This is a genomic window from Pararhizobium sp. LjRoot238 (genome assembly GCF_964252955.1).
Taxonomy (GTDB): Bacteria; Pseudomonadota; Alphaproteobacteria; order Rhizobiales; family Rhizobiaceae; genus Pararhizobium.
This window is the reverse complement of sequence record NZ_CAXUPP020000001.1, coordinates 2,263,248-2,283,493: the sequence shown is the minus strand read 5'-3', so window position 1 is coordinate 2,283,493 and position 20,246 is coordinate 2,263,248. Positions and strand designations below refer to the sequence as shown.

Annotated in this window: 18 protein-coding genes; 17 read left to right on the top strand and 1 reads right to left on the bottom strand. The window is 62.9% G+C overall.

What is annotated here, in order from left to right:
• Window positions 1-91: 91 nt before the first annotated feature.
• The 9 genes from bglB to ACSQ3F_RS11090 all read left to right on the top strand — a co-directional run bounded on the left by bglB (window position 92) and on the right by ACSQ3F_RS11090 (window position 10,814).
• On the top strand, window positions 92-1,192 hold the full coding sequence (gene bglB, locus ACSQ3F_RS11130; RefSeq protein ID WP_436100262.1) for a beta-galactosidase BglB: 1,101 nt from the start codon (window positions 92-94) through the stop codon (window positions 1,190-1,192).
• Window positions 1,189-2,025 carry a 5-dehydro-4-deoxy-D-glucuronate isomerase gene (kduI, locus tag ACSQ3F_RS11125; RefSeq protein WP_436100261.1) on the top strand — a complete coding sequence of 279 codons (837 nt, stop codon included), beginning with the start codon at window positions 1,189-1,191 and terminating at the stop codon, window positions 2,023-2,025. Before bglB ends, kduI begins: the two co-directional genes overlap by 4 nt.
• A complete protein-coding gene (locus ACSQ3F_RS11120; RefSeq protein WP_436100260.1) occupies window positions 2,022-4,505 on the top strand; it encodes a hypothetical protein in 2,484 nt (827 codons plus the stop codon). The genes kduI and ACSQ3F_RS11120 overlap by 4 nt, the downstream gene beginning before the upstream one ends.
• An 80-nt stretch (window positions 4,506-4,585) precedes the next feature.
• Window positions 4,586-5,854 carry an ABC transporter substrate-binding protein gene (locus ACSQ3F_RS11115; RefSeq protein WP_436100259.1) on the top strand — a complete coding sequence of 423 codons (1,269 nt, stop codon included), beginning with the start codon at window positions 4,586-4,588 and terminating at the stop codon, window positions 5,852-5,854.
• A gap of 140 nt (window positions 5,855-5,994) precedes the next feature.
• The gene (locus ACSQ3F_RS11110) at window positions 5,995-7,023 is read left to right on the top strand and encodes a carbohydrate ABC transporter permease (protein WP_436100258.1); all 1,029 of its coding nucleotides are present in this window, start codon (window positions 5,995-5,997) and stop codon (window positions 7,021-7,023) included.
• Window positions 7,020-8,072 (top strand): carbohydrate ABC transporter permease, encoded by a 1,053-nt coding sequence (locus ACSQ3F_RS11105; RefSeq protein ID WP_436100257.1) that lies wholly within the window; start codon window positions 7,020-7,022, stop codon window positions 8,070-8,072. Before ACSQ3F_RS11110 ends, ACSQ3F_RS11105 begins: the two co-directional genes overlap by 4 nt.
• Window positions 8,073-8,083: 11 nt before the next feature.
• The gene (locus ACSQ3F_RS11100) at window positions 8,084-9,169 is read left to right on the top strand and encodes an ABC transporter ATP-binding protein (protein ID WP_436100256.1); all 1,086 of its coding nucleotides are present in this window, start codon (window positions 8,084-8,086) and stop codon (window positions 9,167-9,169) included.
• The gene (gene kduD / locus ACSQ3F_RS11095; protein WP_436102112.1) at window positions 9,159-9,911 is read left to right on the top strand and encodes a 2-dehydro-3-deoxy-D-gluconate 5-dehydrogenase KduD; all 753 of its coding nucleotides are present in this window, start codon (window positions 9,159-9,161) and stop codon (window positions 9,909-9,911) included. The genes ACSQ3F_RS11100 and kduD overlap by 11 nt, the downstream gene beginning before the upstream one ends.
• Before the next feature lie 12 nt (window positions 9,912-9,923).
• Window positions 9,924-10,814 (top strand): alpha/beta hydrolase family protein, encoded by an 891-nt coding sequence (locus tag ACSQ3F_RS11090; protein ID WP_436100255.1) that lies wholly within the window; start codon window positions 9,924-9,926, stop codon window positions 10,812-10,814.
• A 25-nt stretch (window positions 10,815-10,839) separates the two neighbouring features.
• Here the strand turns inward: ACSQ3F_RS11090 and ACSQ3F_RS11085 are convergent, their stop codons facing one another.
• Complete coding sequence (locus ACSQ3F_RS11085; RefSeq protein ID WP_436102111.1) at window positions 10,840-11,463, bottom strand: GntR family transcriptional regulator; 624 nt, start codon at window positions 11,461-11,463, stop codon at window positions 10,840-10,842.
• Window positions 11,464-11,864: 401 nt separating this feature from the next.
• Between ACSQ3F_RS11085 and ACSQ3F_RS11080 the strand changes: the two genes are divergently transcribed.
• From ACSQ3F_RS11080 to atzF, 8 genes are read left to right on the top strand one after another with little or no spacing between them, the layout of a single operon-like run.
• Complete coding sequence (locus tag ACSQ3F_RS11080; RefSeq protein ID WP_436100254.1) at window positions 11,865-12,995, top strand: BMP family ABC transporter substrate-binding protein; 1,131 nt, start codon at window positions 11,865-11,867, stop codon at window positions 12,993-12,995.
• 17 nt (window positions 12,996-13,012) lie between these two features.
• On the top strand, window positions 13,013-14,179 hold the full coding sequence (locus tag ACSQ3F_RS11075) for an ABC transporter permease (RefSeq protein WP_436100253.1): 1,167 nt from the start codon (window positions 13,013-13,015) through the stop codon (window positions 14,177-14,179).
• On the top strand, window positions 14,179-15,105 hold the full coding sequence (locus ACSQ3F_RS11070; protein ID WP_436100252.1) for an ABC transporter permease: 927 nt from the start codon (window positions 14,179-14,181) through the stop codon (window positions 15,103-15,105). Before ACSQ3F_RS11075 ends, ACSQ3F_RS11070 begins: the two co-directional genes overlap by 1 nt.
• An 11-nt stretch (window positions 15,106-15,116) precedes the next feature.
• Window positions 15,117-15,836, top strand: coding sequence for a biuret amidohydrolase (biuH, locus tag ACSQ3F_RS11065; RefSeq protein WP_436100251.1), 720 nt, complete (start codon window positions 15,117-15,119; stop codon window positions 15,834-15,836).
• The gene (locus ACSQ3F_RS11060) at window positions 15,833-17,383 is read left to right on the top strand and encodes an ABC transporter ATP-binding protein (RefSeq protein ID WP_436100250.1); all 1,551 of its coding nucleotides are present in this window, start codon (window positions 15,833-15,835) and stop codon (window positions 17,381-17,383) included. Before biuH ends, ACSQ3F_RS11060 begins: the two co-directional genes overlap by 4 nt.
• Window positions 17,383-18,051, top strand: a complete 669-nt coding sequence (locus ACSQ3F_RS11055; RefSeq protein ID WP_436100249.1) for a cysteine hydrolase family protein — start codon at window positions 17,383-17,385, stop codon at window positions 18,049-18,051. Before ACSQ3F_RS11060 ends, ACSQ3F_RS11055 begins: the two co-directional genes overlap by 1 nt.
• A complete protein-coding gene (locus ACSQ3F_RS11050; protein WP_436100248.1) occupies window positions 18,044-18,397 on the top strand; it encodes a cupin domain-containing protein in 354 nt (117 codons plus the stop codon). The genes ACSQ3F_RS11055 and ACSQ3F_RS11050 overlap by 8 nt, the downstream gene beginning before the upstream one ends.
• Window positions 18,394-20,199: an allophanate hydrolase gene (gene atzF / locus ACSQ3F_RS11045; RefSeq protein WP_436100247.1), complete on the top strand. Its 1,806-nt coding sequence runs from the start codon at window positions 18,394-18,396 to the stop codon at window positions 20,197-20,199. Before ACSQ3F_RS11050 ends, atzF begins: the two co-directional genes overlap by 4 nt.
• Window positions 20,200-20,246: the final 47 nt, after the last annotated feature.

The window sequence follows — 20,246 nt, the reverse complement described above, 5'->3', positions numbered from 1 at the left end:
AGAAAAATTTTCAGATTGCGCAAGAAAAAAACTCGTGGCTTTATTTTGACCATGGAAACCGCCGAAGAGCGGACGAGTGGGGAGGAATGCCATGGCCCTGAATGGCCGCGATATTCGCGATGGTCTCGATCGCCTTGTCGCCGGAACGACCGGTCTGAAGCACGACGGTCGCTTCCACGAACCGAATCTCGACGGAACCGCCGGCGACTACATCAGCTTCGACAGTTGGGAATGGCCACAGGGCGTCGGCCTCTATGGCCTGATCAAGCTCTGGCTTTTCACCGGCCGCGACGACCTGCGCCAGCTCATCGAAGGGTGGTACCAGGCGCGCATCGAGGCGGGCCTGCCGCAGCTCAACGTCAACACCACCGCGCCGATGCTCGGCCTGTCGGTGCTATGGGCGAAGACCCGCGATCCCCGCTGGCAGCCGATCCTCGACGACTGGGCAAACCGCGTGATGTCGGACATGGGCCGCACGACGGAGGGCGGCTTCGAGCATCACGTCTCCGACAAGGTCAACGACAACGAACTCTGGGACGACACCCTCTATATGGTCGCCCTGTTCCTTGCGTCCTACGGTCAGGCGAGCGGCCGGCGCGAACTGATCGACGAGGCATCGCGGCAATTCCTCGTGCATGCCCGCTACCTCGCCGACACGCATACCGGCCTGTGGTTTCATGGCTGGACCTTCGACGGCCGGCACAATTTCGCCAGGGCCCGCTGGGCGCGCGGCAATGCCTGGATCACCGCCGGTTTGCTTGATCTCTTCGATCTCGCTGACATCGCCAAGCCGGTAAAGGACTTCCTGCAAGGCGTTCTCGTGGCGCAGGTCGATGCGCTGCTTGCGCTTCAGGCTCCCTCCGGCGCGTGGCGCACATTGCTCGACGATCCCACGTCCTATGAAGAGATTTCGGCCACCGCCGGCATCGGCTACGGCCTTCTCAAGGGCTACCGCCTCGGGCTCGGCACACCTGCCTGGCGTGCGGCGGGGCTGAAGGCTCTTGCGGTGGTGATGGACAACATCGACGAGACCGGGACCGTGCTCAACGTCTCCTACGGCACCCGCATGGGCCATGACCTCCAGTTCTACAAGGACATTCCTATTCAACCGACGGGCTACGGCCAGGCTTTGGCCATCCTGTGTCTTTCCGAAGGTCTGGAGCACGTCGGGACAGAAGGACAAACAGCATGACGATGAAGATTTTGTACGGCGCGGCACCGGAAGATATCAAAGGCTACGACACGGAAAAGCTCCGTAGCGCCTTCCTGATGACCGACCTGTTCGTGCCGGACGCCGCCAGTTTCACCTATACGCATGTCGACCGCCTGCTTCTCGGCGGCGCGATGCCGGTTTCCAAGAGCGTGACCTTCGGTTCCGGTGCCGAGATCGGCACGTCGTATCTCCTGTCTGCGCGTGAAATGGGCATTGCCAATCTCGGCGGCACGGGAACGGTGACCGTCGATGGCCGCTCCTTCACGCTGGAGAACCGCGACGTGCTCTATGTCGGCCGCGGCGCGCGCGAGATTGCGATGGCGAGCCTCTCGGGAAAGACCCCTGCCCGGTTCTACATGAACTCCGTGCCGGCCGGCGCCGACATTTCCCACCGGCTGATCAAAAAGGCGGAATCAAAGGCCATCGATCTGGGCGACGGCCGCCGATCGAACAAGCGACGGCTCGCCATGTACATTCATCCGGAGGTGACGCCGTCCTGCCTTCTCCTGATGGGCATCACCGACCTTGCCGAAGGCAGCGTCTGGAACACCATGCCGCCGCATCTGCACGAGCGGCGCATGGAGGCCTATTGCTATTTCGACATGGCGGCGGAAGATCGCATCGTTCACCTGATGGGCCGCCCGGAAGAGACACGCCATCTCATCGTCGCCGATGGCGACGCCGTCTTGTCACCCGCCTGGTCGATCCATATGGGCGCCGGCACCGGCCCCTATGCCTTCGTCTGGGGCATGACCGGAGAAAACCAGGAATATAACGACGTGGCCCCGGTGGCCTTGGCAGAGCTGAAATGAACGATATGAGATCCCTTATGAACCGCGCCCTGAAGCCGGGCGAAGCCATCCGCTACTGGCAGCTCGGAGCGATCGCCGAGGATCGTTTTGACGTTCCGGACGCCCCGATGAAGGGGGAGATGGACCCGTTCTTCTTCCTGACCAAGCACAAGAACTTCATCCCGCACGAATATCCATGCCGGACGATCTTCGCCGAGCGCTACCGCGGCAAACGGCCGGACATGCGGGGTGCCTTCGACGCCACCCGCTGGTGGCTGCCTTTCGGCTCGCCGCGGCTCGATCTGTCCGGCTTCTGGTTTCGCCCGACGCGGCTCGCCACCTGGGCGCGTACTTTCATCACCGCTGAAACGGCCGGCATGGCGAAAGTTCGCCTCGGCACCTGCGGCGGCGCGGTTCTCCTGCACGATAGCACCGAGATCGGCTGGATGTCGCCCTATAGCCGCAACCTGGAGGCAAAGGCCGAATTCGACCTTCAGCTGCAAGCCGGGCTGAACGAGATCATCATCTTCTTCGATGATCTTGCCGAGCGCGATGCGCGCTACTTCTTCCAGCTCGACTACCTGGAAGGCCCAGCGGCAAGCGTCGCCGTGCCGGTGCCGATCGAAGGCAAGGTCGCCGGGACGATCGAGGCGGCGCTCGAAGGCATGCATTTCGACAGGACGGCCTATTTCGACGGCGACATCACACTGCTTCTCGCAGAACCCTTGCCGGTCGATGTCGATGTCAATGTAGCGGTCGAGGGCGACTTCATGTCGACCGAACGCTTCGACTACGATTTCGTCCTCAAGGCAGGCGACGCGCGTCTGGTGATCGGCCCGTCCGAAAATGCGCCCGCCGATTTCCGCCATTTCCGCATCACGCTGAAGGCAGGCGGCTTCGTCGCCTCGCGATCGCTGGGCATAGAGATCTGCCACGCCGACCGCCAGGGAACCGCGCCCGTGGCGCTCGTCGACCGGATCACGGAAACGCTCGACGAAATCTCCGAATTTTCCGAACGCGACACGGTGCGCGCCTTCGCGCGGCTGGCAAGCGGGCGGGCCGGCCGCGACACGGATGCGATGATCGAGGAAATCCTGCCTTCGATCGAGGATTGCCACGATTGTGCCGACTTCTCGCTTGTCCCGCTCATCTGGTCGCGCACCGTCTGGGGCAAGGATATCGGTGAGCCGACGCGCAACCGCATCGACCAGGCGATCCTTGGTTTCCGCTACTGGATGGATGAGCCCGGCAACGACGTACAGTGGTATTTCTCCGAAAACCACGCCCTGCTGTTCCATGCCTCGGCCTATCTCGCCGGGCATCTTCTGGCCGACAAGACCTTTGTTCGCTCCGGCCGCACGGGCGCCGAGCAGAGCGCCATCGGCGCCGCCCGGGTACGGGCATGGCTCGATCATTTCGAGGCCTGGGAAATGGCGGAATTCAATTCTGCGCCCTATTTCCCGATCGACCTCAAGGGCCTGACCGCGCTCGCCGCCCTGTCTCCCGATGCCGATATCGCCGGCCGGGCAAAGAAGGGCATCGTCCGGCTCTGCGAAGTGATCGCACGCTCGGCGCACCACGGCATGGTGACGGCAGCGCAAGGCCGTTCCTATGAACACACGCTCTGCGCCGGCCGCTCGCTGGAGCTTTCAGGTGTTGCGCGCCTTCTTTGGGGCGCGGGCTGGTACGGCCGCCGCGTTCACGCCCTGCCGCAGCTTGCAGTCTGCTTGCGCGATCACGGGCTGTCCGTGCCGGAAAGCCTTCTCTCCGTCGCCTGCCATCAGGCGGACGAGCATCAGGAATGGCGGTTTTCTCAGGGCGAGAACAGGTTCGCAGCGCTCTATCACTACAAGAGCCGCGACTTCGCCATGGGTTCCGCTGCCCATTACCGCTGGAATGAATGGGGCTACCAGGAGACGTTGCTGCATCTGCGGCTCGGAGAGCGCCCGGAAGCCGCCGTCTGGATCAACCATCCCGGCGAGACGATTCAGTTCGGGTACGGCCGGCCCTCCTTCTGGGGCGGCTGCGGCACCCTCCCTCGCGCCCACCAGTATCGCGGGCTGGCCGTGCTCGATTTTTCCACCTTCGACGAACAGCCGGATTTCACCCATGCTTGGTTCCCGGTTGGCGAATTCGACGAAAGCAGCGTCGTGGGCAATCTCGCACTGGCACGCAGCGGGCGTGGCGCGATGATGCTGCGCGGCAGCACCGACTTCGTTATGGTCAAGGACGGTCCGTCCGCCAATGCCGAGTTGCGCCAGTACGGCCGCAAGACACGCTGGATCGTGCGGGTCTGCGAGGCCCTGGACGTTGCGGCGATGGAGGCCCGGTTCGGGGCGCTTGCGGTCGAGGAAAAGGAAGACGGCTCGCTCGTCATCGAGGATCCGGAATATGGCACGGTGACGTTTCGCCCGGATGGATCGGCTGACGCCGAGGGCCGCACCGTTTCACCGAAGGACTTCACGGTTGCCGGTGAGGTCACCATGCTGGCCGCCAACTAACAGCGAAGCGCCGGTGGGAGTAGCCGGCGCGACGTTTACCTGCGAGCGGGAGAAGGGCTCGCGCAAAGAGGAGGAAGACTATGAGAAAGACCAGAACAATGCTGGCGGCATTTGCCGTCGGACTTTTGACATCGACGGCAGCACTCGCCGGCGACGTCCGCGTGATGTGGTATTCCGACGGCGTCGAGGGCGAGGTCATGAAGGACCTGCTCGATCGGTTCATGAAGGAAAATCCCGAGATCAACGTCATTCTCGACAACGTGTCTTACACGGTCGTGCGTGAGCAGTTGCCGGTGCAGCTTGAAGCCGGCGACGGGCCGGACATCGCCCGCGTCACCAACCTGAAGGCGCTCAGCGAGCACTGGCTCGACCTTCGTCCGCTGGTCGCCGACGCCGCCTACTGGGACAAGAACTTCGGCGCCCAGTTTGACTGGATGCGCCCCGACGGCTCCAACCAGATCTCCGGCTTCATGACCCAGATCACCTTGACCGGCGGTTTTGCCAACAAGACGCTGTTCGACCAGGCAGGCGTTGCCTTGCCGGGGAAAGGCGCAACCTGGGAGGATTGGGCAAAGGCCGCCAAGCAGGTTGCCGAAAGCCAGCAAATACCGTTTGCCATGGCGATCGACCGCTCCGGCCACCGCATCACCGCGCCAAACATGGCCTATGGTTCGAACTATATCGGAGCAGACGGAAAACCCGCGCCGCTCGACGAAGGCGCCAAGGCGTTCATCACGAAGTTCGTCGGCTGGGTTGCAGACGGTACGATGAGCAAGGACGTCTGGGTATCGGCCGCCGGTTCGACCTACCGCGCCGGCGCCGACGATTTCATCAACGGCCAGCTTGCCTATTATTATTCGGGCTCCTGGCAGGTGCCGAACCTTTCGGCCAAGATCGGCTCGAACTTCGACTGGGTGGCGACCGGCAGCCCCTGCGGTCCGACAAACTGCACCGGCATGACCGGCGGCGCGGGCCTCGTCGCGGTCAAGTACACGAAGAACCCGAAGGACGTCGTCAAGGTGATGGAGTACCTGGCGCGCGAGGACATCGTGAAGGAGTTCTCCGAGCGCACGCTGTTCCTGCCCGCACATAAGGGCGTGATCGAAAAGGGCCTGGATTTCAAGACCGACGATGCACAGGCAAAGGCCGCTCTGAACGTCTTCGTCGAAGACATGTCCTCGCTCTCCGATGTCGCGCAGAAACTGCCCGGCTGGTTCTGGTCGGACACCTATTATGCGGCGCTCGTGACCCGCATAAGCCAGGCGGCTGCGGGCGAAATGCCGGTCGAGGAAGCGTTCACGCGTATCGACGCGGACATCGCGGCCAAGGTCAAGGATTCGGGCCGCTAACCAGACAGGCGGGCGGCGGCTACGGGACGAGCCTGAAGCCGCCGCGAACGCTTGCAAGCTGCAAGTCTTGAGAGGCAATTTGCAAAACTGCGACAGCAGCCGGGAACGAGAGTTTTCCGTCTGCCGCAGGGAGGTGGGCTATGAAGGCAGATATTCCTGGAAAAACCGGCTCAGGCATTGGCGAGGCCGCCCTGGTTCCGGTGCGCTTCGCAATGGGGCTGATCGACGCGCCGCTGCGGTGGCTTCAAAGGGTCGCCGGGATCAGCGGCATGGCGGCCTTCTTCCTCATGCCCAATATGCTGATCTTCGGCATCTTCGTGCTTTTGCCCTTCTTCATCAACTTCGCCTATTCGATGACCGGCGGCACCGCTCTCTTCCTGCCGGACCGCAGCTTCGTCGGCGGCGATCAGTATGCCCGGCTGTTCGACTGCACCAACTACCTCAATCCGAACAGCTGCGCCGAAGACACGTTCTGGACAGCCGTCGGCAATACCGGCTGGTTCGTCATCCTGCAGGTCACGCTGATGATCATCGTCTCGCTGATTACGGCCTTGATCCTCAACCGCGAGCTAACGGCCCGCAGCTTCTGGCGCGCGGTGTTCTTCTTCCCCGTGCTGCTGTCGCCGGTGGTCGTCGGCCTCATCTGGAAGTGGATCCTGCAGCGCCAGGGCCTCCTGAACTTCAGCCTCTACGGCTTCGGCTTCGAGCCCTATACCTGGCTGAACGACCGCAACTGGGCCTTTGCCGCCACCGTCGGCGTGTCGATCTGGGCACATATGGGGTTCTATACGCTGATCCTGCTCGCCGGCCTGCAGGCGATCCCGAAGGACCTTTACGAGGCGGCCGAAATGGATGGAACGCGGCCGACTCGGGCGTTCCTGCGCATCACCATGCCGCTTCTTGCGCCCAACCTGCTCGTCGTGGTCGTCCTTGTCCTTATCAAGGCAGTGCAGATCTTCGATGAAGTCTACGTCTTGACGGGCGGCGGACCAGGCACCAGCACGCTCTACCTCACCCAGTATATCTACGAAACCGGCTTTGCCACGCAGTTGCGCAATCCCGGGCTTGCCGCGGCCGCCTCGATCCTCATGGGCGTTGTGCTCGTCGTCCTGACGCTGCTGCAGCTCGGCCTCAGCCGGTCCAGCGAAAAGAAGGGAGCCCGCAAATGAGCCGGGTCGCGGAATTTCTCCTTCGCCGCAAGGGCGGCAGGGGCTGGCACTGGACGGATATCGTCACCTGGGTCTGGCTCGTCGGCGGCCTGTTCATCATGTTCGGCCCGGCCGTCTGGCTCGTCGGTTCGTCCTTCAAATCGCCGGCGGCACTCGCGGAATTCCCGCCGAGCATCCTGCCCTACGTGACCCAGAAGGTGACGGTCGAAGGCTATGACAAGCCGCTCGACCTCTACGACGTCACGCTGCCCGACGGCAGCAAGGCAACCCTCGCCGAAGTCCGGCGCATCGGCATCGTCAGCCAGATGATCGATCCGCAAAAGCCGGGCGAGATCATCAAGGTCAACATCGCTGAGCGCACGCCCGTCCGGCAGATGTCCTTCGCCACGGGGAACTACACCGAACCCTTCACCCATTTCGATTTCGTCCGCTATCTGTGGAACTCCGTCTTCGTGACGGTGACGGCGACGCTGATCACCCTCGTCGTCAATTCCATGGCCGCTTTCGCGCTCAGCAAGTACGAATTCCGAGGCCGGACTTTCGCCATGCTGCTGATCCTTGCGACGCTGATGGTGCCCCTGTCGGTCATCATGGTGCCGCTCTATTCGATTGTCTCGGCGCTTGGGCTGTTCAACAATCTCTGGGGCGTCATATTACCGACGGTGGCGACGCCGACGGGCGTGTTCATCCTGCGCCAGTACATGCTGACCATTCCCGACGAGCTGATCGACGCGGCCCGCATGGACAAGGCGTCGGAATGGCAGATCTATTGGCGCATCATCCTGCCGCTCACCGCACCCGCACTTGCGGTGCTGGCGATCTTCTCCGTCGTCTGGCGCTGGAACGACTTCCTCTGGCCGCTGATCGTGCTCTCGCGCAAGGAGCTCTACACGCTTCAGGTGGGCCTGAGCATCTATTCCGGCGAGCTGAACGTGCAGTGGCATTTCATCCTGGCAATGACGGTCGTGACGATGATCCCGGTCGTCCTGGTCTTCATCTTTCTGCAGCGCTTCATCACCACCGGCATTGCCGGCACCGGACTGAAATAGAGGAGGCCGTCATGGGTCATATCAAGCTCACCAATGTGACGAAATCCTTCGGGGCGATCGACGTTATCCACGGCATCAATCTGGAGATCGCCGACGGCGAATTCGTCGTCTTCGTCGGCCCCTCCGGTTGCGGCAAGTCGACACTGCTTCGCATCATCGCCGGGCTCGAAAAGCCGACGGGCGGCGAACTCGCGATCGACGGCAAGGTGGTCAACACTATCCCGGCCGCCGACCGCGGCCTTGCCATGGTGTTTCAATCCTACGCGCTCTATCCGCATATGAGCGTGCGCCAGAACCTCGCCTTCGGCCTTGAAAACACCAAGATGCCGAAGCCGGAAATTACGGAGCGCATCACCGAGGCCGCGCGCATGCTGGAGATCGAGGCCTATCTCGACCGGCGGCCGGGCCAGCTCTCTGGCGGCCAGCGCCAGCGTGTCGCGATCGGCCGCGCCATCGTGCGCCGGCCGGTCGCGTTCCTGCTCGACGAGCCGCTCTCCAACCTCGACGCCGAACTGCGCGGCTCGACGCGCGCCGAGCTTGCGGCACTTCATGCCCGGCTTTCGGCAACGATGATCTATGTCACGCACGACCAGATCGAAGCGATGACGCTGGCAGACCGCATCGTCGTGCTGCGCGCCGGCCGGATCGAGCAGATCGGCACGCCGCTCGAACTCTACAATTCGCCGGCAAACCGCTTCGTTGCCGGCTTCATCGGCTCGCCGCACATGAATTTCCTCGAGGGAACGGTTGAATCCGTGCAGTCCGGCAAGGCGATCGCAGCCTTGCCCGGAGGTCAGCGGATCGAGTTTGCGGTCAACGGCGCCAATGTTGGCCAGGGCGCGCGGATCACGGTTGGAGTCCGCCCCCAGCATATTGCGGTCGGAAGCGACGCGGCCGGCATTCCGGCCAGCATCAAACTTGTCGAAGCGCTCGGCTCCGAAACCGTCATCCACGCCGACGTCGCCGGCCAGAAGGTTCTGGTGGTCGCACCTGGCCAGCACAATCTGACACCCGGGACCGAGCTTCGCCTGTCGCTCGCGGCCGCACCGCTCCATCTGTTCAACGAAAAGGGCCTGCGTCTTGACCATGCTGTTTGACCTTTCTGGAAAAGTCGCCCTGGTCACCGGGGCAAGGACGGGCCTCGGCCAGGGAATGGCATTGGCGCTCGCCGGAGCCGGAGCCGACATCGTGGCACTCGGCTCTTCTCCCATGCCGGAGACCGCCGAACGCGTCCGGCAAACCGGCCGCCGCTTTCACGCACTGGAGGTCGATCTCTCAAAGACGTTCGACGCGAAGGTGGTTGTCGCTGAAGCCGCCGCGGCTTTCGGCGGCATCGACATTCTTATCAACAATGCGGGCATCATCCGCCGCGCCGACCTGCTCGAATACTCCGAGAACGATTGGGACGATGTCATCGACGTCAATCTGAAGGCGGCCTTTCTGCTGTCGCAGGCCGCCGCCCGTCATATGGTCGAGACGAAACGGCAGGGGCGTATCGTCAACATCGCCTCCATGCTGACCTTCCAGGGCGGCGTCCGCGTGCCCGCCTATTCGGCGTCCAAGCACGGCATTGCCGGGCTGACAAAGGCGATGGCAAACGAACTTGCGCCGCACGGCATCACGGTCAACGCCATCGCCCCCGGCTATATGGCAACCGACAATACCGAGGCGCTGCGCAGCGACCCCGAGCGCAATGCGCAGATTTCCGCACGCATACCGATGGGACGCTGGGGCACACCGGACGATCTCGCCACGTCGGTCCTGTTTTTCGCCGCACCGGCCTCTAGCTATGTGACGGGAACCATTCTGCCGGTAGATGGCGGCTGGCTGGTTCGATAAACGGGAGCACCAATGGCTATTTCCGTCGAGCGGCTGAAAGATCTTCTGCACGTGGCGGATGCGTCGCTGGTTCTGGTCTCGTCCGTCGCCGAGCACCGCGACGACCACGTCGTCGAGCACCTCCGATTCCGCCTGTCCGATGGACCGGAAATCCGCGGTTTCCTGACGAGACCAGTCGCAAGCCGCGGGCCGGGACCGGCCATTCTCTACGCCCATGCGCATGGCCGCCAATATGAGATCGGTGCGAGTGAACTGCTGGAAGGACGGCCGGCACTTCTGAATGCGCCTGGACCTGTTTTGGCCCGGGAAGGCTATGTCACCCTTTGCATCGAGATGCCGACCTTCGGCGAGCGGGCCGGAGTGACCGAGAGTGCAGCGGCAAAAGCGGCCCTTTGGCACGGGCGAACGCTGTTCGGGCAGATGCTCGGCGAGCAGGCCGCCGTTTTGACCTGGATGGCATCCCGCGGCGATGTCGATGCCCGCCGCATCGGCATGACCGGCATTTCCATGGGCGCCACCCTCTCCTATTTCCTCGCCGCCATCGATAGTCGCCTCAAGGCCGTCGCGCATCTTTGCAGCTATGCCGATTTCGCTGCCCTCATCGAGACCGGCGCCCACGATCTGCACGGTCACTATCTGACCGTCCCCGGCCTGCTGTCGGAAACCTCGACCGGAGAAATCGCCGGCCTCATCGCCCCCCGCCCGCAACTCATCTGCACCGGCCTTGACGATCCGCTGACGCCGCCGGCAGCCATCCGGCGCGCTTTCACCGAAACCGCCGCCGCCTATGAGGCTGCGGGGGCAAGGGAGGTGCTTACCCTCCTTGAGGAAGACGGCATCGGACACCGTGAAACGCAGACGATGCAAGACGCGGTCCTCGATTTCTTCCGCCGATATCTGTGAGAAAGCGACGCCGAATGTCCGACGGTTAATCGTTGCCGCCGCGCGCAAAAACGGTGCTGGCATCGCTGACGATGGAGACATGGGCATAGGCCGCCTGGCCCGCAGCAGCGCCATCGGCCCGAAGGATCGCCGAAACAATGCCATCATGTTCGTCATAGGACCGCGCCAAACGTCCTGCAATGCGGAATTGCGCCCGCCGGAACGGCGCAAGCCGCGCCCGCGTCTGCATCGCGAGATCGGTGATATGGTCGCTATGTGCGCCGCGATAGAGGCGCGTATGAAACTCGGTATTGTGCGCCTCGTATTCGTCCTCGGCGCCGCGATGCACCAGACGCGCCGACGCCTTGTGCATCGCCTCCAGCAAACGGCGCTCGTCCACGGTCATGCGTTCCGCCGACAGGCGCGCGCAGATGCCTTCGAGTTCCGCCATCGCCTCGAACATCGAGGCGAGATGTTGCTGCGTCACGGTGGTGACGACCGCGCTCTTGTTGGGTTCGCGGCCAACGAGACCGATGGCGCAGAGCTGGCCGAGGGCCTCCCGCACCGGCGTTCGCGATACCTCGAAACGATTGGCCAGCGAGATCTCGTCCAGCCGCTCTCCCGGGCGCAATACTCCGGTGATGATCATGTCGGCGATCGCTCGAACCATCTGCTCGACGGTTGTTCCGGACCGGATGATTTCTTTTTTTCTGGCGAGCTTCACGGGTCGAATCTGGTTGGATTTACACTGTATACAGATGCAATGCGCGACCATCATTGTCAATACGCGCTTTAACTATATGATATTACACAATTATCTAAAATATCTATTCTGCTTTCAAAATATTGGCCCACTGAACGACATTCAGACTTCAAACTGCTGGCCAAATTTTCTTCTTTGCTTAAAAATAAATCAACAGCGCGGAAAATTGCATACAGTTTACGCTGCGAGAATTTCAGACCGTCAACGAAACCCTTTAAAAACAATATATTATGGATTGGCACACTCATTGCATACAGTTTCCTGTGACCTTTTTCGAACCCGGCTAACCACGCCGCAAGGAGCCCGCCATGACCAAACTCCTTCCCATGAATCGCCGCAGCTTCCTGCAAACAACCGTCTCGGGCGCCGCCGCCATCGGTTTTGCGCCTTCGCTCTTTTCTACGCCTGCCGCCGCCCAGGCTGCTTTGACCGTCGGCTTCATCTATGTCGGTCCCAAGGACGACTACGGCTACAACCAGGCGCATGCCGAGGGTGCCGCCGTGATCAAGGCGATATCCGGCGTCACCGTGGTTGAAGAGGAAAACGTGCCGGAAACCGTCGACGTCCAGAAGACGATGGAATCGATGATCAACCTCGACGGCGCCAGCCTCGTCTTCCCGACTTCCTTCGGCTACTTCGATCCCCATATGCTGGAAATGGCCAAGAAATACCCCGACATGCAGTTCCGCCATTGCGGCGGCCTCTGGAAAGAGGGCGTCAACCCGATGAACACCGGTTCCTATTTCGGCTATATCGGCCAGGGCCAGTATCTGAACGGCATCACCGCCGGCTATGCGTCGAAGAGCAAGAAGATCGGCTTCGTCGCCGCCAAGCCCATCCCGCAGGTTCTGCAGAACATCAACTCCTTCCTGCTCGGCGCCCGCTCGGTCGATCCGGCCATTACCTGCCAGGTCATCTTCACCGGCGAATGGTCGCTGGCCGTCAAGGAAGCAGAAGCCACCAATGCACTCATCGACCAGGGTGCCGACGTCATCACCTGCCATGTCGATAGCCCGAAGGTGGTCGTCGAGACGGCCGCCGGACGCGGCGCCTTCGTCTGTGGCTACCACGCCAACCAGAGCCCGCTGGCGCCTGAAAAATACCTCACCGGCGCCGAATGGGCCTGGGGCAACGTCTACACGAAATTCGTGACCGAGGCCCAAGCAGGCACCCCGCTTGGAAACTTCGTCCGCGGCGGCCTGAAGGACGGCTTCGTCAAGATGAGCCCGCTTGGTCCGGGCGTATCGGCCGAGGCGCGCACGAAGTTCGACGCGACGCTGGCCGAAATGATGAAAGGCAGCTTCTCCGTCTTCAAGGGACCGATCAAGGACAACAAGGGCGGCGATGCCGTCGCGGCCGGCCAGACTTTCGCCGAGGACGCGATCGAACTGGAAAGCATGGCTTATCTCGTCGAGGGCGTCGTCGGCTCGACATCCTGAGAAGTTGGGAGAGCGCCATGACGATCGAGGTAAACACACCAACGCTTTCTCCCTTATCCACCGATGCGCGCAGCCTCAGGCCCCTGCTTGAGTGGCTGGCGCGGCGGGCGGAACCGGTGGCGATCTCGCTCGGCGCGATCCTCGCCGGCCTGGCGCTCTTTTCCATCTTCATCATGGTGGTCGGCAAATCGCCGGCCGACCTCTTCAAGCTGATGTATACCGGCGGTTTCGGCAGTTGGTTTTCCATCCAGAACAGCCTCAGCAGGGCAGCCCCGCTGCTGCTGACGGCGCTCTGCGTCGCCCTGCCCGCCCGGCTCGGCCTTGTCATCATCGGGGGCGAAGGGGCGGTGGTGCTCGGCGGCGTCGCCGCAGCGGCCATCGCCCTACCGCTGACGGCGTCCGTCTCGCCGATCGTCGTCATTCCTCTGATGGCGATCGCCGGGATGATCGCCGGCGGTATCTGGATCGGTCTCGCCGGTGTCTTGCGCCATTATCGCGGTGTCAACGAAACCATCGCCTCGCTGCTTCTCGCCTATATCGCCATTGCGCTGATGAACCATCTGATCGAGGGGCCGCTGCGCGATCCCGCCAGCCTGAACAAGCCCTCGACCGCGCCGCTGCCGGCCGAATACATGCTGGGCAACATCCCCGGCATGGACGTCAATTGGGGCCTCGTGATCGGCATTGCCGCCTGTATCGTCTCCTGGGTGTTGATCGAGGCGACCAGCTTCGGCTTTGCCGCCCGCATCGCCGGCGGCAATGTCCGCGCGGCCCAGATTCAAGGCTTGCCGGTCGGCCGGCTGATCGTCGGCTTTACGGCGCTTGCCGGAAGTTTTGCCGGACTGGCCGGCATGGTCGAGGTGGCCGCCGTCCAGGGCAGCGCCAATGCCTCGCTTGCCGCCGGCTACGGCTATACCGGCATCCTCGTTGCCTTCCTCGCCCGGCACAATCCGCTGGCGATCATCCCCGTCGCCATCCTGCTTGGCGGCATCGACGCCTCCGGCGGACTGATCCAACGGCGCATGGGCCTGCCGGATGCCACCGTGCTCGTGCTTCAGGGTACGCTCTTTGTCGTGATCCTCTTCTGCGAGACCTTCTACGGCCGCTTGAAGATCTTCAATCCCGACCTTTGGAAAAGCCCCAGCCTCTCAGGAAGGCCCAACCTCTCAGAAAGGACTGCGTGATGGACGAAACCGGCATCGGCATCTGGGGTGTCCCGCTCGCCATCTTCGCAGGCGCCATCCGCGTCTCGACACCCTTCATCTTCGTCAGCCTCGGCGAATCGATCACCGAGCGCTCCGGCCGCATCAATCTCGGCCTCGAAGGCACACTCGTCTTCGGTGCCATGACGGCCTACGCCATCGCCGTCATGAGCAACTCGCCCTGGCTCGGCGTTCTCGCCGCCATGGCGACGGGCGCCATCTTCGGCCTTATCCACGGCTGGATCTGCAAGTTTCCGAAGGTCAACGACATCGCCATCGGCATCGCCATGATGCAGTTCGGCCTCGGCCTCGCCTTCTTCCTCGGCAAGCCCTTCATCCAGCCCGTCGCGCCGCATCTCCCCTCCATTCCGCTCGGCGGCTGGTCGGAACTGCCGCAGATCCAGTCGGCGTTGAATATCAACGTGCTCTTCATCATCGGCGCGCTCCTCTCGGTGGTGCTCTGGTGGGCCTTCAAGAACACCCGCGTCGGCCTGATCCTGCGTGTGGTCGGTGACAGCTCCGACGCCGCGCGCGCCATGGGTCTCAATCCGGATACGGTGCGGCTGCTTGCAACAGCCGTCGGCGGTTCGCTCGCCGCCGTCGGCGGTGCCTATCTCTCGCTGTTCTACCCCGGCTCGTGGAACGAAGGCATCTCCTCCGGCCAGGGCCTGATGGCCGTGGCGCTGGTGATCTTCGCCCGATGGAACCCGATCGGCTGCTTCCTCGCCGCCCTGCTCTTCGGCGGCGCCGGCGCTCTCGGCCCCGCCCTGCAATCGGTCGGCGTCACCCAGGGCTATTACCTCTTCTACGCCGCCCCTTATGTACTCACCCTCGTCATCCTCGTCGCCACTTCCTCGCCCACCCGCTCGCTCGCAGGCGCACCCGGCGCCCTGTCGATCACGAAATAGGATATCCGGCCATGACCCCTCTTGCCGCAACCGCAGTCCCTACTGGCGAAAACCTGAGCTACATCGACGCCGATCCCTATCCCTGGCCCTATAACGGCGCCCTGCGTCCGGACAACACCGCGCTGATCATCATCGACATGCAGACCGATTTCTGCGGTCCCGGCGGCTATGTGGATCACATGGGCTACAGCCTCTCGCTGGTGCGAGCGCCGATCGAACCGATCAAAAAGGTGCTCGCCGCCATGCGCGCCAAGGGCTACCACATCATCCACACGCGCGAAGGCCACCGGCCGGACCTCGCCGATCTGCCCGCCAACAAGCGCTGGCGCTCGCGGCGGATCAATGCCGGCATCGGCGACTTCGGGCCCTGCGGCCGCATTTTGGTGCGCGGCGAGCCCGGCTGGGACATCATCGAAGAACTCTACCCGATCGAAGGCGAGACGATCATCGACAAGCCCGGCAAGGGCTCCTTCTGCGCCACCGATCTCGAGCTGATCCTCAACCAGAAGCGCATCGAAAACATCATCCTCACCGGCATCACCACAGATGTCTGCGTCCACACCACCATGCGCGAAGCAAACGACCGCGGCTTCGAATGCCTGTTGCTCGAGGACTGCTGCGGCGCCACCGACTACGGCAATCATCTGGCGGCCATCAAGATGGTGAAGATGCAGGGCGGCGTCTTCGGCTCCGTCTCCAATTCCGAAGCCCTTGTGAGGCTGTTGCCATGATCCAGATCCGCGACACGCCGCTGCCTAAGAGCGGCAAGGCCGTCGGCATCCAGACGATCGGCATGACCATGCGCTTCGGCGGTTTCACCGCGCTCGACAATGTCTCGATCGACGTTCCCGCCGGCACCTTCCACGCGCTGCTCGGCGAAAACGGCGCCGGCAAGTCAACGCTCGTCAAATGCATCATGGGCTTCTACCACCAGACCTCCGGCACGCTGTCGGTCGACGGCCATGAGGTGTCCGTTCAGTCGCCAAAAGATGCCGCGACCTATGGGCTCGGCATGGTCTACCAGCAGTTCACGCTGGTGCCGTCGCTGACCGGCGCGGAAAACCTCGTCATCAACCGCGCGCATGTGCCGGCGATCATCAACTGGGCGAAGGAGCGCAAGGAACTTGCCGCCTTCATGGAGCGCATGCCGTTCAAGATCCCGCTCGACCGGCCGGTCAGCGAGCTTGCGGCAGGCGAGAAGCAGAAGCTGGAAATCGTCAAGCAGCTCTATCTCGGTCGCAGCTTCCTCATCCTCGACGAACCGACCTCGGTGCTGACACCGGCCGAAGCCGACGAAATGCTCGGCCTCGTGCGCGGCATGACAGAGCGCGGCGAACTGACCGTGCTGATGATCAGCCACAAGTTCCACGAAGTGACGAAGTTCACCGATGCGGTCACGGTTCTGCGGCGCGGCAAGATGGCGGGCAGCGGGCTGGTCAAGGACCTCTCGACCAAGGATATGGCGGCGATGATGATCGGCGACGTCAAGCTCGCCGAACTCGACACCCGCCTGCCGGTTTCCGCCGATGCCAAGCCGATCCTCGTCATCAGCGACATCAAGGCGCCGGATCGCACCGGCCTGAAGATGATCGATATCGGCAACCTGACGGTCCATGCCGGCGAGATCGTCGGCATCGCCGGCATTTCCGGCAACGGCCAGAAGGAGCTTGCCGAAGTTCTGGCCGGCCAGCGCCCGCCGGAAGCCGGCAGCATCACGGTGAAGGGCTCGGTCTACGGCGCCACACGGCAGGAAACGCGCATCAACAACGTCCGGTTCATTCCGGAAGAGCCGCTGAACAACGCCTGTGCGCCAAAAATGACGGTGACGGAAAATCTCGCCTTCCGCACCTTCGACGTGAAGAAACAGGGCGGCGATGCCCTCTGGCTCGACATGAAATCGATGCGCAAGCGCGCGGCCTCGCTGATCTCGGACTTCAAGGTGAAGACGGCGTCGCATTCGTCGCCGATCGCCTCGCTATCCGGCGGCAACGTCCAGCGCGCCGTGCTCGCGCGTGAGCTGACGGGCGACGTCGATCTCCTGATCGTTTCCAACCCTTGCTTCGGTCTCGACTTCTCGGCCGTCGCCGAAATCCGCGCCCGCATCATGAAGGCGCGCAATTCCGGCACTGCGGTTCTGCTTCTCTCGGAGGATCTCGACGAACTGCTGGAAATGTCGGACCGGATCATGGTGATGTCGGACGGCAGACTGGTCTATGAAACGCCGGCGCTGTCGGCCGATATTTCCGTCATCGGCGCCCATATGGCGGGACATCACTAATGGCGGAGATCACGGCCGAACCGTTTGCCTTTCCGCTAAGGCGGGACAAGCTCGCGCTGATCGTCATCGACATGCAGCGCGATTTCGCCGAACCCGGCGGCTTCGGCGCCAGCCTCGGCAACGATGTCGGCCGGATCACCAGGATCGTGCCAGACGTCAAGCGGCTGATCGAAAGCTTTCGCGCGGCGGGCCTGCCGGTCATCCACACCATGGAATGCCATCGCCCCGATCTCTCCGACCTTCCGCTCGCCAAGCGCAATCGCGGCAATCCGGCCCTGAAGATCGGCGACGAAGGGCCGATGGGCCGGGTGCTGATATCAGGCGAGCCCGGAACCGCGATCCTTTCCGAACTGGCGCCGATCGATGGCGAAATCGTCATCGAGAAGCCCGGCAAGGGCGCCTTCTACGCAACCCCGCTCGGCGATATCCTCAAGGCACGCGGCATCGAACAACTCGCCTTTGCCGGGGTAACCACCGAAGTCTGCGTTCAGACGACAATGCGCGAGGCCAATGACCGCGGCTATGAATGCCTGCTCGCCGAGGAGGCCACGGAAAGCTATTTTCCCGAGTTCAAACAAGCCGCCATCGCGATGATCACGGCCCAGGGCGCCATCGTCGGCTGGGTCGCCTCGGTCGATGCCATAGTGGAGGGGATAGCCCATGCCTGAAACGACACGCGAAAGCCTGACGGCCGGGGGATGGCGGACATTACCCTTCGAACCCTTCCGCGATGAGGTGACGATCCACTGGATCCAGCCTTTCGAGGGTGACCAGCCGGGCGTGGCGCTGTTGAAATACGAGGCCGGTGCATCTGTCCCGCGCCATCTGCACATGGGGCTCGAAACGATCGTGGTGCTCGAAGGCACGCAGTCGGACGAGGCTGGCGACTACGGCCCCGGCAGCCTTGTCGTCAACAAGGAAGGCACCGAGCATTCCGTCTGGAGCGACACGGGATGCGTCGTGCTGATCCAGTGGGACCGGCCGGTAAAAATGCTGCAAGAGGAAATGGCATGAACGACGAACGTGCATTCGATATCGGCTCCCTGCACGCGGCCTATGCAGCGGGATGGCCGGTTTCTGAGATGATCGAAACCGTATTCGCCCGCATTGAGGCCGTCGCCGATCCCGGCATCTTCCTGCATCTGGCTGACAAACAGGCATTGCTCGAGGAAGCCGCGCATCTTGGCCGCTTCGATCAGAAAACCAAGCCGCTCTGGGGAATTCCCTTCGCGGTCAAGGACAATATCGATGTCTCCGGCATGCCGACCACGGCAGCCTGCCCGGACTATGCCTATAGGCCGGAAAAGGACGCGACGGTCGTCCGACTGCTCAAGGCAGCCGGCGCCATCGTCATCGGCAAGACCAATCTCGACCAGTTTGCCACCGGCCTTGTCGGCGTGCGCTCACCCTACCCCATTCCGCGCAATGCGATCGATGCCACCCTCGTGCCCGGCGGCTCCAGCTCCGGTTCGGCCGTCGCAACCGCGCACGGCATCGTCAGCTTCGCGCTGGGCACCGATACCGCCGGATCGGGCCGCATCCCCGCCGGCCTCAATAATATCGTCGGGTTGAAGCCAAGCGTCGGCGCGCTTTCGACCACCGGCGTCATCCCGGCCTGCCGCACGCTCGATTGCGTCTCTATCTTCACCCTGACGGCCGACGACGCCTGGATCGTGTTTTCAGTTGCTGGCAAACACGACCCCGCCGATGCCTATTCCAAGTCGACATCGGCAACCGGCTATGGCCCGCTCCCGCCGGTCCTTGCGATCGGAGTGCCTGCCAAGGAAGACCGCCAATTCTTCGGCGACGATGCCATGGAAGCGGCTTACGAGGCATCGCTCGACATGCTGACGGCCCTTGGCCACCGCATCGTCGAACTGCCCTTCGCCGATTTCTATGCCACCGCCAACCTGCTCTACGAGGGCGCCTGGGTGGCCGAGCGCTACGCGGCGGTAAAGGGTTTCTTCGACAGCAGCGAAGCGTCCTTTCATCCGGTCACGCGCAAAATCTATGGCGGCGCAAAGTCACTCTCGGCCGCAGATGCCTTCAACGGGCTCTATGCCCTGCAGGCCTTGAAACAGAAAGTGGCGCCCCTGATCGCCTCGGTCGATCTCCTCTGCGTGCCGACCGCACCGCGCCACTATACGCGCGCCGAACTGGACGCCGAGCCCATTCGCGAAAATTCGCGCCTCGGCACCTACACCAATTTCGTCAACCTGCTCGACATGTGCGGCATCTCCGTACCGACGGGCAAACGCGCCGACGGTTTACCCGCCAGTGTGACGCTGCTTGCCCCCTCCGGCAGGGATGGCTTGACGGCGAGGCTTGCCCGCAACATTCATGCGGCCAGCAGACTGACGCTCGGGGCAACAGGCTGGAGCCTGCCAGCAAACCCGGCGCCGATGGAGCCGCCTGAAAGCGGCCTGATCGACCTGGCTGTCGTCGGCGCGCATCTCTCGGGCATGCCGCTGAACGGTCAGCTCCGCGCGCTCGGTGCCCGGTTTTCGCGCGTTGCCAGCACGACAAACGCCTACAGGCTCTATGTGCTTGCCGGTCAGACGCCGCCCAAGCCGGGCCTCATCCGCACAGGCGGAAACGGCGGCGAGGCAATCGATCTGGAGATCTGGAAACTCACGCCCGAAGCCTTCGGCCTGTTCGTCGCAGCCATCCCCTCACCGCTCGGTATCGGAACCATCCAGTTGTCCGATGGAACAGCGGTAAAAGGCTTCCTCGCCGAACCGGCAGCGCTCGAAGGCGCTCAGGATATTTCAAGTTACGGCGGATGGCGGGCCTATGTGCAAAGCCTTGCCGCTTGATGGAACGCGGACGCCGCGAAGCCGGGCGGCAGTCTTTGCGACGGCGA

Excerpts from the sequence above, each read along its gene's own strand:
- bglB (WP_436100262.1), top strand. The coding sequence starts at position 92 with ATGGCCCTGAATGGCCGCGATATTCGCGATGGTCTCGATCGCCTTGTC.
- kduI (WP_436100261.1), top strand. The coding sequence starts at position 1,189 with ATGACGATGAAGATTTTGTACGGCGCGGCACCGGAAGATATCAAAGGC.
- ACSQ3F_RS11120 (WP_436100260.1), top strand. The coding sequence starts at position 2,022 with ATGAACGATATGAGATCCCTTATGAACCGCGCCCTGAAGCCGGGCGAA.
- ACSQ3F_RS11115 (WP_436100259.1), top strand. The coding sequence starts at position 4,586 with ATGAGAAAGACCAGAACAATGCTGGCGGCATTTGCCGTCGGACTTTTG.
- ACSQ3F_RS11110 (WP_436100258.1), top strand. The coding sequence starts at position 5,995 with ATGAAGGCAGATATTCCTGGAAAAACCGGCTCAGGCATTGGCGAGGCC.
- ACSQ3F_RS11105 (WP_436100257.1), top strand. The coding sequence starts at position 7,020 with ATGAGCCGGGTCGCGGAATTTCTCCTTCGCCGCAAGGGCGGCAGGGGC.
- ACSQ3F_RS11100 (WP_436100256.1), top strand. The coding sequence starts at position 8,084 with ATGGGTCATATCAAGCTCACCAATGTGACGAAATCCTTCGGGGCGATC.
- kduD (WP_436102112.1), top strand. The coding sequence starts at position 9,159 with ATGCTGTTTGACCTTTCTGGAAAAGTCGCCCTGGTCACCGGGGCAAGG.
- ACSQ3F_RS11090 (WP_436100255.1), top strand. The coding sequence starts at position 9,924 with ATGGCTATTTCCGTCGAGCGGCTGAAAGATCTTCTGCACGTGGCGGAT.
- ACSQ3F_RS11085 (WP_436102111.1), bottom strand. The coding sequence starts at position 11,463 with ATGGTTCGAGCGATCGCCGACATGATCATCACCGGAGTATTGCGCCCG.
- ACSQ3F_RS11080 (WP_436100254.1), top strand. The coding sequence starts at position 11,865 with ATGACCAAACTCCTTCCCATGAATCGCCGCAGCTTCCTGCAAACAACC.
- ACSQ3F_RS11075 (WP_436100253.1), top strand. The coding sequence starts at position 13,013 with ATGACGATCGAGGTAAACACACCAACGCTTTCTCCCTTATCCACCGAT.
- ACSQ3F_RS11070 (WP_436100252.1), top strand. The coding sequence starts at position 14,179 with ATGGACGAAACCGGCATCGGCATCTGGGGTGTCCCGCTCGCCATCTTC.
- biuH (WP_436100251.1), top strand. The coding sequence starts at position 15,117 with ATGACCCCTCTTGCCGCAACCGCAGTCCCTACTGGCGAAAACCTGAGC.
- ACSQ3F_RS11060 (WP_436100250.1), top strand. The coding sequence starts at position 15,833 with ATGATCCAGATCCGCGACACGCCGCTGCCTAAGAGCGGCAAGGCCGTC.
- ACSQ3F_RS11055 (WP_436100249.1), top strand. The coding sequence starts at position 17,383 with ATGGCGGAGATCACGGCCGAACCGTTTGCCTTTCCGCTAAGGCGGGAC.
- ACSQ3F_RS11050 (WP_436100248.1), top strand. The coding sequence starts at position 18,044 with ATGCCTGAAACGACACGCGAAAGCCTGACGGCCGGGGGATGGCGGACA.
- atzF (WP_436100247.1), top strand. The coding sequence starts at position 18,394 with ATGAACGACGAACGTGCATTCGATATCGGCTCCCTGCACGCGGCCTAT.